10 protein-coding genes are annotated in these 12,854 nt (G+C 53.6%); 4 read left to right on the top strand and 6 right to left on the bottom strand.

Translation table 11 applies throughout. The features are described from left to right. Window positions 1-114 precede the first annotated feature (114 nt). Window positions 115-1,797, bottom strand: coding sequence for an energy-dependent translational throttle protein EttA (ettA, locus tag KKG35_03235; protein MBU1737126.1), 1,683 nt, complete (start codon window positions 1,795-1,797; stop codon window positions 115-117). Window positions 1,798-2,149: 352 nt separating this feature from the next. Here ettA and KKG35_03230 point away from each other — a divergent pair, with 352 nt between their 5' ends. Then, the gene (locus KKG35_03230) at window positions 2,150-3,196 is read left to right on the top strand and encodes a cyclic nucleotide-binding domain-containing protein (GenBank protein ID MBU1737125.1); all 1,047 of its coding nucleotides are present in this window, start codon (window positions 2,150-2,152) and stop codon (window positions 3,194-3,196) included. A gap of 75 nt (window positions 3,197-3,271) precedes the next feature. Here KKG35_03230 and KKG35_03225 read toward each other — a convergent pair whose 3' ends face one another. The 5 genes from KKG35_03225 to KKG35_03205 form a co-directional block, all read right to left on the bottom strand. Further along, window positions 3,272-4,507, bottom strand: a complete 1,236-nt coding sequence (locus KKG35_03225) for a ParA family protein (GenBank protein MBU1737124.1) — start codon at window positions 4,505-4,507, stop codon at window positions 3,272-3,274. A 40-nt stretch (window positions 4,508-4,547) separates the two neighbouring features. After that, on the bottom strand, window positions 4,548-5,165 hold the full coding sequence (locus KKG35_03220; protein ID MBU1737123.1) for a hypothetical protein: 618 nt from the start codon (window positions 5,163-5,165) through the stop codon (window positions 4,548-4,550). 201 nt (window positions 5,166-5,366) lie between these two features. Further along, window positions 5,367-6,578: a response regulator gene (locus tag KKG35_03215; GenBank protein ID MBU1737122.1), complete on the bottom strand. Its 1,212-nt coding sequence runs from the start codon at window positions 6,576-6,578 to the stop codon at window positions 5,367-5,369. A 229-nt stretch (window positions 6,579-6,807) separates the two neighbouring features. Continuing rightward, entirely contained in the window at window positions 6,808-8,112 is a 1,305-nt protein-coding gene (locus KKG35_03210) for a sigma-54 dependent transcriptional regulator (protein MBU1737121.1), read from the bottom strand. 6 nt (window positions 8,113-8,118) lie between these two features. Beyond that, the gene (locus tag KKG35_03205) at window positions 8,119-10,107 is read right to left on the bottom strand and encodes a PAS domain S-box protein (protein MBU1737120.1); all 1,989 of its coding nucleotides are present in this window, start codon (window positions 10,105-10,107) and stop codon (window positions 8,119-8,121) included. Between the two features lie 243 nt (window positions 10,108-10,350). Between KKG35_03205 and KKG35_03200 the strand changes: the two genes are divergently transcribed. The 3 genes from KKG35_03200 to KKG35_03190 all read left to right on the top strand — a co-directional run. Then, window positions 10,351-10,989, top strand: a complete 639-nt coding sequence (locus tag KKG35_03200; GenBank protein ID MBU1737119.1) for a bifunctional 4-hydroxy-2-oxoglutarate aldolase/2-dehydro-3-deoxy-phosphogluconate aldolase — start codon at window positions 10,351-10,353, stop codon at window positions 10,987-10,989. A 76-nt stretch (window positions 10,990-11,065) separates the two neighbouring features. Further along, window positions 11,066-12,010, top strand: coding sequence for an aldolase catalytic domain-containing protein (locus KKG35_03195; protein MBU1737118.1), 945 nt, complete (start codon window positions 11,066-11,068; stop codon window positions 12,008-12,010). Window positions 12,011-12,161: 151 nt separating this feature from the next. Further along, window positions 12,162-12,854: hypothetical protein (locus KKG35_03190; GenBank protein MBU1737117.1), on the top strand; the 693-nt coding region annotated here is incomplete at its 3' end.

Here is a 12,854-nt window from a genome sequence, read left to right as displayed (position 1 = left end):
GACATGAAAAACGGAGCAAGATTACGAGGGGAACTTTTATATTTAGCTGATTCAAAAGCGAAAGCGGTTCAAGTTTTCCCCTGAGCCGCTTTCGCTTCATTTCTTGATCTCTTGTTATCTGGTCAGGTGCCGGTATTTGATCCGGTGGGGCTGGTCTGCCTCGTGGCCGAGGCGGGCCTTGCGGTCTTCCTCATATTCTGAGTAGTTGCCGTCGAAGTACACCACCTGGCTGTTGCCCTCGAAGGCGAGGATGTGGGTGGCGATTCGATCCAGAAACCAGCGGTCATGGCTGATCACCACGGCGCAGCCGCCGAAATTCTCCAGCGCTTCCTCCAGGGCGCGCAGGGTGTTGACGTCAAGATCGTTGGTCGGCTCGTCGAGCAGAATGACGTTGGCGCCTTCCTTGAGCATCTTCGCCAGGTGGACCCGGTTGCGCTGCCCTCCCGACAGGAGCCCTACTTTCTGCTGCTGCTCGGTGCCGGAAAAATTAAAACGCGCCACGTAGGCCCTGGAGTTGACCTCGCGGTTGCCGAGCATCAGGGTCTCGCTGCCGCCGGTGATTGCCTGCCAGATCGTATGTTCTGGATTGAGGTCATCTCTGCTCTGGTCCACATAGGCGAGGGTGACGGTGTCGCCGATCTTGAATGAGCCTGAGTCGGCGGTTTCCTGACCGGTGATCATTCTGAACAGGGTGGTCTTGCCGGCGCCGTTCGGGCCGATGACCCCGACAATACCGCCGGGGGGAAGGGAAAAGGTCATGTTCTCGACCAGCAGACGATCGCCATAGGCCTTGCTCACCTTGTCAGCTTCGATGACCAGTTTGCCGAGGCGTGGACCGGGCGGGATATAGATCTGCAAGTCACGCACTTTGTCCTGGCCTGCTTCTTCCAGCAACTTGTCGTAGGCGGTGATCCTGGCTTTAGCCTTGGCGTGCCGCCCTTTGGGGTTCATCCTGATCCACTCCAGCTCCCGCTGCAGGGTTTTCTGCCGGTCGGATTCCTGCTTTTCCTCCAGGGCCAGTCGTTTCTGTTTCTGGTCGAGCCATGAAGAGTAGTTCCCTTCCCATGGAATACCGCGGCCCCGGTCGAGTTCGAGGATCCAGCCGGCCACGTTGTCGAGGAAGTACCGGTCGTGGGTGACCGCGATGACCGTGCCGTGGTAGCGCTGCAGGTGTTGTTCGAGCCAGGAGACGGTTTCCGCATCCAGGTGGTTGGTCGGTTCGTCAAGGAGGAGAATGTCCGGTTTTTTCAGGAGCAGACGGCAGAGGGCGACCCTTCTTTTCTCGCCGCCGGAAAGAATTTTGATCGAAGTGTCGCCAGGAGGGCAGCGCAAAGCGTCCATGGCCATTTCCAGCTTGGAATCCAGATCCCAGGCGTCGAGAGCATCCAGTTTGTCCTGCACCTTGCCCTGTTTTTCGATGAGGGCATTCATTTCGTCATCGGACATCGGTTCGGAAAACTGTTCGTTGATCCGGTTGAACTCGGCCAGCAGATCCACGGTTTCCTGGACCCCTTCCTCGACAATGTCCCTGACCGTTTTTCCGGGATCAAGATTTGGTTCCTGTTCCAGAAAACCGATGGTGTAGCCGGGGGAAAGATGGATTTCGCCGTTAAACTCCTGGTCCACCCCGGCCAGAATTTTCAACAGCGAACTTTTGCCTGAACCGTTCAGTCCCAGAACCCCGATCTTCGCCCCGTAAAAATAGGAGAGCGAGATGTTTTCGAGAACCGGTTTTTTGTTAAAGAATTTACTCACCCGGATCATCGAGTAGATGATCTTGTTGCCTTCTGCCGCCATGTGTTCCTCCGCATTATAAAAACTCCAGGAATATCCTGTGCTGCACCAAATATTGTCAGACAGATAGCCGTTTCGGCCAAAAATTGTCAACATTTATAAATGATTCTTCAGATATCTGATGCTTGTATATTGAAATATTCAATGGTATCAGTAAAATCTACGTAGTTTGATTCAATTTTTTCGGATGGCCCGGATGTTGCTACATAATAAATTTGACAAGACGTCGACGTTCGTGACTCAATGAATAGTGTCCAGGCGGCGTGGGAAATAGATTGATAACAAAATGTTTGTGTAAAGATTTCTTTCGATATATATTCAGCCAAAAAGTACTGATTATCAAAAAGACCTGCCTATGAAAAAGAATGCGGATGTCATCAGCAAACACGAAGAGCTTGTTGCCAAGCATATCCGGGAAGGAAACACCGACGAAGCGATAAAATCACTTCTCTTTCTCATCACCAAATACGCCCAGGGTCAGGACTTCGAAACTGCGGAAACCCTTCGGGAGAAGATAATTTCCGTAGACCCGATGGCCCTTACCGAGGCGATCAAGGCCCATGAAATTATCGAGCGGGCCCGCACCAGCCCTTCCGATAAGGGGCATATGGAGATCTGGGCCAAGCTTTATGACAAGCTGACCATCGACGAAGCGAATACTCTTTTCAACGATATGCAGGATGTGGTTTTTCGTCCCGGGCAGGCGATATTTGAACAGGGAGGCAATAATTCAAATCTCTATTTCTGCAACTCCGGCCAGGCCAAACATCTCTATACCAAGGACAACCGGGAGATTTTTATCAAAAAAGTGGCTCCGGGGAATATTGCCGGGGAAGATACGTTTTTTGACGCCTCGCTTTGCACAACGAGTCTGGTGGCAATCGACAAGGTGAAAATGCAGTATCTCGATCGAGACACATTAAACCGGTGGCGGCACACCGCACCGGAACTCGAAGCGAAGGTGCGCAGTTTTTCGGACAAGGAAACCAAGGTCCACGATCTTCTGAAAAAAAATGCCATGGATCGGCGGACCCAGAAACGGGTCGGTTTGCCGGGCAGAGTGCTGATCAAGCTGGTCAATGAAGAAGGGGTGCCGATCGGCAAGACCCTGCGCGGGAATATGGGTGATGTTTCGGTGGGTGGCGTTTCGTTCCATATCAACGTGAAAGATCGTACTCACGCGCAGTTGCTGTTGGGAAGAAGGCTGCATGTGAAATTCAGCATGCCCCCGACCATGTCTTATGTCGAGAGGCTGGGGCTTGCCCTGGGGGTAAGGTTTAACGGCCCCGGAAGTGACGACAAGGATGACTACTCGGTCCACATCAAATTTGAAAAGATGTTGGGGCACCGTGAATTGGTTGATGCGGAAAAATTCCAGAAGGTGGTGGCGATTCAGCGGTAATCGGATCCACCGGAGACTGGTTTATCAAGCGGCCGCCCTTGTTCATTTGGCTGGGGCGGCCTTTTTTTGTCATGATCAGGCGGAAAGTTCTTCCACTATCTGGTTGGCGGCCTGTTCGATTTCTCCGAGCGCTTCGTGTTCCTGCGGGCAGATGGTGATCAGGTAGTAACGTTCATCGAGGATGGAGCACCAGTGGAGAATGAGTTTGTCCGACTCGTTCAGGTCCATTACCAGGTTGTTCGCGTCGGGCATTTCAAGAATCGAGCCCGCTTTAATGAGCGATTCGCCAAGGACCGAACTGTAGGTTGCCAGCGTTTCACCGCCAAGCGGGCTGTTGTATTCAGCGAGGAGAAAACCCATCTCGTCGGCCAGCAGCGCTCCATGGCATAACCCCTTTTCGCACAGATCACCGAGGATTCTTTTCAGCTGATCGCTGCGTCGGTCAACCCAGACAATATCCGCCCCGTTCCTGCCTCCGGCCAGATCCCGCTCAAGTTCATGATCACTCAGGATCGAATCCGTCAGGGTTTCATCAACTTTCGCCCCGCCACTTTTTCCAGCGATGATCTCCCCTGCCAGCGCCTCATACAGGGCTGCCAGTTTTTTCCCTCCCGCCATTTTAGCAACCGGCAGCGCCTTTACACTGGCCTTGTCATACAGAGTGTCGTAGGGGAGCATGGTTTTGAAAAAAAGGCTTAAGGGAAGTCTCGACCTGAGCAGCTTCAGGTATCTTTTCTCTACCCCGTTTTTTTCGTCATACATCGAGACCAGGATTCCGGCGAGCTTCAAGCCGGGTTTTATGGTTTTTCTGATCCAGACGAAGAGCTGCAGAAGCCTGGCCACGGATTTGATGGTACTGGCCCGGCAGTTGATCACGTGGATGAAGGAGTCACTGGCCGCCAGCAGCTCTCTGGTGATCAGGCCGACACCGACCGGGGCGTCAAACAAAACGTAGTCGAACTCCGCAAGGTCGGTATTCAGAAGTTCCCGGAGACGGCCTGATTGCGCCTGCTCCTCGAAGAAGGAAATATCCTCAGGCGCTTCGATGCCGGTGCCGATTACCGCCAGGTTTTCAGAGGCATCAATAAAAACCCGGACTTCAGGAAAAGTCGCCTCTCCCTTTAAAATCGTGACCAGCCCTTTGACCGTGGTAAATCTTAAGTTACAGGCGACGCCGATTCCTCCCTGGGGGTCGCTGTCCACCAGGAGAACCTTTTTCCCGAGCATGCTCAAGGCATACCCGAGATTCAGGGTAGTTGTGGTCTTGCTGACTCCGCCCTTGTGGCTGGCAACGGTTATTCTTGTGGTCACAGTGTTCCTCCCCGGCGTTTGCAAACCCATTCGGCCGGAATCATTCCTCGATTTTCAGATAATAACAGCACATATGGTTGTCCAGGGTTTTGTCAACGATCGACTTGTCCACCCCCGTTTCCGCAATCCATTTTTCGGCAAAACCCTTCTTGCCCGAACCGGCTTTACAGCCGAGCTGGTAGATCCTGATTTTTTTGCCGCCGATTTTTATTTTCTCGGCAATGGCGCTTCGCATGGGCTGGTGGACGGAACAGAAGGGACTTACTCCGGCGCCCTCGCCGACCCGGTACATGTCGGTCACCTTGCTTGGTTTATTGAATTCGGTGGTGAAATCGGCATAGCCGTCCGGCAGTTTTTCAAAAACACCGGTGTAGTTCTGAATCGATGGTCCGAACGGGCATTTTTCCAGGCCGAAGACGAATTCTCCCTGGTGCGAGGCCTTTCCTTCAACCTGGGTGATCGGGTTTGTCGACTTTTCAATGGCGGCCAGAAAATCTTCAAAGGTGTCATATGCGGTTTCGTGGATCTTTTCCGCAGTGTTGATCGCATTTCTGATCAACGTGCCCTTTGCTGCCGCGGCTCCGCTCATGGTGATCATTACCTTGATCATGTCAAGGAAGCTGATATGTGCTATGTCCAGTATTTTTCCTTCAGCCATGATATGTTTCTCCAGGTGTCTCCTGCCTGTTTCCGAGCAGGATTATCGGGTTTTTCTCTCCGGCAAAATCGATGCCCACTGTTGATTTGCCCCGGGTGTCGGCGTGCGGTATGGGTCATGTGTCAGGGTCGGCAGAGAGGATGCCTGCCGGCGACAGGAGTTCCTGTTCCCAGCGATCCCCGGCTGCTGTTACCGACCGGATCAGATCGCAGCGGTGCTTGCAATTTCCCGGGAATGCTTTTTGATCTTCAGCCTGATCATCCCGAGGTTGGCTTCCTTTTCGGCCACGATCACCAGAAAGGCCTCTTCGCCGATGGGTGACAGCATCACCGGGCCGTTGTCGTATTCGATCATGCTCATGCTCATCCCGCCTTTGCCCAGCTGGGCGCCCATCGACTCGGAAGCGCCGAAACCGCTTGAAGCGATGGCCCCGATCATTTCGGTGTCTATGCCGGAGATGGCGATGCTGTCGAGCAGAAAGCCGTCCCGACCGACCAGGCAGGCAGTGTTGACCCCCGGTATGTTGGTGAATTCAGTCAATACATCTTTTAGTTCTGCCATTACCTCATCCTCCTCGTGGTTGATATGCTTTTTCCCGCCATCTTTTTTGGTTGGCTCCTTGATGGGGGTGCGGGCTTTATTATTTGCCGAAACGAACAGGTCTTCCGCCTTATCCAGTCCGGCAAGGTTGAACTCCTCATCTTTCCGGCTTATGCCGGCATTCGCTTCATCGAACCTTCTGGCGCCCTCGATCAGCAAGGCCTCTATCGGCAGGTCGATGGTTCGGGACGGGAAGTTGGAGACATTCATCGAGTCAAGAACCCCGCCCTTGAATTCCAGTATTCGATAAAAAGCCTCCTCGCCTTCCAGATCGTCGCAGATTGCATGAATGATCTGCCCTTCATCAAAATAGATGATTCCCTGTTGCTCTCCATCCTTGACCCGTAAAGCAGAAGTGACCCTCGACATCCCCTTGATCTGGATGACATCGGTCAGCCCGACCCCGGAGACGGTTCCCTTGAACATGTTGTCTTCGCGCAGGGCATGGGCCACCATGTCTCGCAACGCATTAATGTCAAAGGGTTTTTCGATGAAATGGAGGCTGCCGCGCAGGATCGCCTCCTTTTTGAATTCCGTGGATGGAAAGGCGGTCATGATGATGACCGAGGTGTAGGTATAACGGTTCTTGATCTCGATCAGGAGATCGAGACCGCTGATCCCCGGCATTTTGATGTCGGTAATGACCAGATCAATTCTTCGGCTGTTGAGAATCTCCAGAGCTTCTTCTCCGGACGAGGCGGTCATGATCTCAGCCTGCAGGTTTTCATTGTTGAGGTTTTTCTGCAGAGACCAGATCATGTCTTCTTCATCATCAACGATCAGGATCTTTTTCTTGACGGTTTTGTCGCTCACGCCGATACCCATTCTTGAGTTGAAATGAATCTGAATTCGTCGGGGTCATTCCCGGACAGTGGAGATACAATATCAACTATCGTGCCACGGTTGTATGGGCGGGATACATTTTGTTTTTATCCAATGATTTCAGATGCTTGCTGGTGTTCAAGGACAAGTGGGGAGATGGGTGGTCCGGGGCAGGGCCAGGGTCGGGTGATCAGATTTCGACCAGGTGGCCGGAATCCGATCAACGGTTGAGTTTTTCCCGCAGGGTGGTTCTGGAAATGTCGAGGATGCGTGCCGCCTGGGACTTATTGTTGCCGGTTGCCTGGAGCACTTTTCGGATATGCAGGGTTTCCATTTCCTGCAGGGTCAGTCTTTCCTCATCCTGTGAGGTGGGCATCTTTTTCTTCAGTCCGGTGCTGTGCAGGCGGTCACCGTTGCAGTAGATGACTCCGCGCTCAATATGATTTTTCAGCTCTCTCACATTGCCCGGCCAGTCATGGTCCCGGATCTCCTTTTCCGCATCGGGGGTAAAGCCCCTGATCTTTTTCTTCATCTCCCGGGAAAAGGTATCGAGAAAAATCGCAGCCAGGAGGAGGACGTCATCACCCCGGTCTCGTAGCGGTGGAATCTGAATATTCAGCACATTGAGCCGGTAGTAGAGATCATCGCGGAAACGTCCGGTCCGAATCTCTTCGGCAATGGAAACATTGGTGGCCGCAATGATCCTGACATTGACCTGAATGTCTTTTGCGCCGCCGACCTTTCTGAAGGTTGATTCCTCGATAAGTCTCAACAATTTGGGCTGCAGATCAAGCGGCAGGTTGCCGATCTCGTCGAGGAACAGGGTGCCGCCGTCGGCCATTTCCACCAGGCCCTTACGGGATTCCCTGGCATCGGTAAAGGCGCCTTTTTCATGGCCGAAAAGCTCTGATTCCATGATCGCGGGAGAGAGGGTGCCGCAGTCAATCTTGACAAAAACCCCTTCTCCGGATTGAGATTGCCGGTAGATTGCTCGGGCGACAAGTTCCTTGCCGGTCCCGGTTTCACCGGTGATCAGAACCGGCGCCTTGACCCGGGCGGCGGTCTCAATCTCGGCTCTGAGGCGGACCATGCCCGGTGAATTTCCCAGCATATTGTCCGTTTTGTTGGTTTCCCTGGCGTGCAGGGCGGCCTGCTTGAAGGAGAGTCGGCCTGCGATCAGCCGGGTCAGGATATGTCTGAACTCAAGGAGTTCGAAGGGCTTGATAATATAGTCGACGGCGCCCCCTTTTAGGGAATTCACCGCGGATCTGGCATCGTTCATCCCGGTCAGCATGACCACGTCCACGTCCGGCGCCGTCTCATGGATCGGGGTGAGCAGTTCGATGCCGTTCGCATCGGGCAGACCGATGTCGAGGAAGACCAGATCGATCACCTGGCTGCCGAGGATTTGCAGCCCTTCTTCGCCGGAGCCCGCCGCAAAGGGGGTGTACCCTTCCTTTCTCACCAGATCGGACAATACCAGTCTGATGTCTTCCGAATCCTCTATGATCAGAACTTTTGCCATGGGCTATCATACACTGAAAAAAAGAATGAAGGTTGCACCTTTTTTCCGGTTCCGGTCGATGTAAATCCCGGCGTTGTTCTCTTTCAGGATCCGATAAACAATTGACAGCCCGAGGCCTGAGCCGTCGTGTTTGTTGGTAAAAAATGGTTCGAAGACCTTGTCGGAGATCTCGTCGGGAATCCCGCAGCCGTCATCACTGAAATGAACCGATACGAAGTTTTTGTGTTCCAGCAGCCACGGGAAGAGATCGGTATCGAACGGATGCTTGCCGCCATTGTAAGATTCCGCTTTGACGCTGATGGTGCCGCCCTGCTTGATGGCATCGATGGCGTTCAGCATCAGGTTTAAGAAAACCTGCTGGATCTGGTTCGGGTCGACCATGATGTCGGGGAGTTTTGGCTGGTAGCTTTCCTGCAGGGCAATCCGGCATTTGCTGATCCGGGAGCTGACCAGGGGCTTGATATCATCCATGATTTTCTTCAGCGAAATTTTCACCTGCTTGGGCTCCGGGGGCCTGGCATAGGTGAAGAAATCGGTGAGGAGGATATTGAGCCGGTCCACCTGCTTGATCACCCGCTGGATATATTCTTTCTTGTCGTCTCCTGCGGGCAGCTGTTCGTCGATCGCCTGGGACATGGTCCTGATTCCGGCCAGGGGGTTTCTCACTTCGTGGGCCACTGCGGAGGCGATCTCGGCAATGGTGCTGAAGCGGTTCATCTTTTCCATCTCCGCCTGGATCTTTTTCAGGTCCGTGACATCCTTCAAGGTGATGATCGTCCCCTGTTCCTGCCCGGAAGCATCTTCCCGCGGCACGGTGGTGTATTCGAATATTTTCTTGCCGGAACCTGAAGTTCTGGTTTTCAGCGATATTTCCGCCCGCTCAAACCGGTTCTGCCCTTCCCCCTTTCTGATCTGTTCGGCGGCAGTTTTTCCGATGACTTCGGCAAGCGTTCGGCCCAGAGGGTCATCGTTATAAAAGGATCTAATCAACAGTTCTCCGGCGGGGTTTGTTTTTTCAATCCGCCCTTCCTTGTCAAGGATCATCAGCCCGCGATCGAGGCTGCCGATAACCGATTCGTTGAATTTTTTCTGGTTGTCGAGGTCTCTGATGGTCAGCTTGAGGCTGTCGACAAGTTCGACCAGCTGGGTATCCATTTTTTTCCTGGCGAGAATCCCGGCCAGGACGTTGGCGATCGCGGAAAGGGTTTCCAGTTCCTGGCCGTCCTGCCGGTGGCCTTCTTCAATGTACAGGGCGATCACACCAAGGACTCTGCCCTCGTATCTGATCGGGACACAGTAATGGCCGTGGGGTTTCATCTTGTCGAAGGTGAAATCATGACTGCTGTCGATACATTCGACAAACTGGATCTCGCCGGAGCGTGCCGCCCTGCCGCAATGACAGGTGCCGAAAGGGACCTGGCTGCAGGTTGCGATCTGCTGCGCCGAGAATCCTCGCTGGACTTTTAGCACCAGGGTTTCAGGATTGTCTTCAACCAGAAGAATCGCTCCGCTGGGCAGGAGTTTGATGGTTTTAATCGACAGGATCAGCTCAAGAATCAGTTCCAGCTGGTCTTCCATCGATCCGGCCATCAGTGACACATTGAGCAGGGCGTTGACGATCTGCTGGTCGTTGAGGGAGCGGTTCAGCCTCTTTTCCCTTTCCCATCGTTTGGAAATGTCCCTGGCAAATACAGCCAGCAGCGGACTTTTTTCGGTGGAGACGTCGGTGACCAGCAGTTCGACGGCAACCTTGCGGCCGTCTTTATGATTGATTTTTTTTTCAACCTGGAGGCTCCCGACATTGTCGGTGATCCCGGGGAGTATGGGACCGGAACCGTTGGTGATCACTTCGGAAAATTTTCGGTCAAGGGCTTCCTTTTCGGTCCAGCCGAAGATGTTTTCCGCCGCGGTGTTCCAGGAGGTGATGACTCCGGCCTGGTTGACGGTGATGATCGCTTCAAGGGCGTTTTGGATAATAACTTGTTTTTCCGGCATTATTCTGGCGCTCGATTGAATTGATTTTCCGATTTCCTGCTTGACCCGTGCCGTTGCAGAGGCTAATCTGTCTGCCCGGAGCCGCGCTCCCGGGAGGTGCTGCCACAGTGTGGTAGCAGGGTGATATTTGCCTGATGACCTTGAAAAGTCAAGGAATTTCACCGGGAGCATACTACTGATTTACTACCGGGATGGCGGTTTCGGCGCTGATTTTGCCGTGATTTAACGTAAACTGGATCTGTCATGCAACTTGATGTTCCTGTGATTGGAATCCTGCGGGGGGTGGAAGGCTCTTTTTTCAGGGAGCTGATGGCGGTTGCCTTTGGCGCCGGTCTTCAGGCCATGGAAATAACCATGAATACCCCGGGCGCTGTTGATATTGTCGCGGGCTGCCGGGGAGATGTCCCGGCCGACAGGTACCTCGGGATGGGCACCGTCCGGTGTCTTGAGGAGGCTCGTGCGGCAATTGACTGCGGAGCGATGTTTCTCGTGACACCTAACACCAGTGTCCGGGTTATTGAATTTGCCGGGAAGAAAGGTGTGCCGGTCATAGCGGGGGCTTTTACTCCCACCGAGGTGTATACCGCCTGGTCTGCGGGAGCGGAGATGGTCAAGGTGTTTCCCTGTGGTGTTGTGGGTCCGGAATATATCAGGGAGTTGAGGGGCCCTTTTGACCAGATCCCGATGATCGCCGTCGGCGGGGTGAATATTCACAATATCGGCGACTATTTTGCCTGCGGCGCGGCAGGGGTGGGAATAGGGAATTCCCTTTTCGGCCGGGCGGCAATGGCCGAAAAAGACCTTGAATCCGTCGCGAAAAACGTAGGGGAATATCTCAATGCCATCAGAAAAGCGACCGCCGACAGCATTGCAAAATATTAATATTTAAGAGTAAGATAAATCGGGCCGTGGTTCCGGCCCCCAACAGGCTTTTTCATTCATTAAAGGAGAAAGGAAAGTGTACAGGCCCCAGATTAAAGTGATCGACTGCACCGTCAGGGATGGCGGTTTGATGAACAAGTGGCAGTTCAGTGAGGATTTCGTGCGCAATGTCTATCATGCCCTCGGCAAGGCGGGGGTTGATTATATGGAGATCGGCTATCTCAGTTCGGAGGGGATGTTTTCCCGGGATGAGATGGGACCCTGGAAATTCTGTGCGGAAAAGGACTTGAGGCGGGTCATCGGCGACGGGGAGAAGAAGGTCAAGCTCTCGGCGATGGCTGATATCGGCCGGATAGAGTTTGACGATATCGTGGTCAGCAGTGAAAGTTCCCTGGATATGATCAGGGTCGCCTGTTATGTCCACCAGATTGACAAGGCGATCGCGCTGGCCCACCATTGCATGGACAAGGGATATGAGACGACCATCAACCTGATGGCCATTTCCACCGTCAACGAACGGGACCTTGAAGAGGCTTTGAACGATCTTGCCCAGAGCCGGGTGCCGATCATCTATCTGGTTGACAGCTATGGGTTCTTCTATTCCGAACACATCGATGTACTGGCGAAGAAGTATATGACCAGCCTGCCCGGCAAAACCATCGGTATTCATTGCCACAACAATCAGCAGCTCGGTTTCGCCAACACCATTTCAGCGATCATCAACGGGGTCAACTTCCTTGATGCGACCCTGTATGGAATCGGCCGGGGCGCGGGAAACTGCCCGCTTGAACTTCTGATCTCCTTCCTGAAGAATCCAAAATTCAACGTCCGTCCTCTGATTGAAGTTATCGAGAAGGAGGTCCTCCCCTGGAGCAAGAAAATCGACTGGGGGTACTCAATTCCCTACATGGTTACCGGAACCCTGAACCAGCACCCGCGGACGGCCATTGCCTTGATGGAGTCCAAGGACAAAGATAATGTGACCGACTTTTTTGATCAGGCGACCTCGCTTCCGACCTGATCATTAAACCAACCCTGCGGAGCTGGATATGACCCTCGACCGCTCCCGGATGATTGCAATGATAATGCTCTGCCTCAAGTATTTTCCCGGCGGAGAGTCCACAGACCGGAGGGTCTAACCAAAGTCGGCCTCAAGGCCCAAGGGAGACGTTATGATCAGCAGCTATCGCCCGCAGAAGATCAATCGTCGTTTTGTGAGGGTGGCTTCTCTGGTTGCCCTCTGTCTTTTCTGTCTGCCGGCCATATCCGCCAGTGTAGATGCCAGTCGATTCAGCGCATACATCGAAAAGCATGCCAACGGCTGGATCGACTGGGATCAGGGGCTCATCTATGGTGTCGGGCGCGGTTATCTGAGCGGCAACAACAATTCGAAACCGAGGGCGCAGGGGGCTGCCAACCTGCTGGCATCGGCGAGCATCGTCAAACTTGCGGCCGGGATTCACCTCGACGACCGCCGGACCCTCGAAACCATCGGCAGCGGCAGGGTTACGATCAAACTCAACGCTTTCCTGCAGGACAAGCAGATTCAGAGCACCTTTGTCGACAATGTCCCCGATCCTTATTTCGAGGTGATCAACGTCGCTTTGATGAAAGGGGTATCCGGCCTTACCGCCAAGCTTCTGGATCATTTCGGCAGTGAACCTTCATGGCGGGATTTCCCGGTCCGCCCCTTGAAACCGAGGGCGGAACTGGATGACGGGGATCAGCCGTGGCTGATCATTGATGCGCGAGGGTTGGCCGAGAACGAGCAGGTGCAGCCGGCGATGTTCCCCAAAATCAAGAGCGAGACCGGTGAAACGGTGTATGAGCTGTCCCAGGTTGAAGAGGCGGCGCTACTGAATCGG

It is taken from the genome of Pseudomonadota bacterium (genome assembly GCA_018823285.1).
Taxonomy (GTDB): Bacteria; Desulfobacterota; Desulfobulbia; order Desulfobulbales; family JAGXFP01; genus JAHJIQ01.
This window is presented reverse-complemented; position numbering and strand designations above follow the sequence as displayed.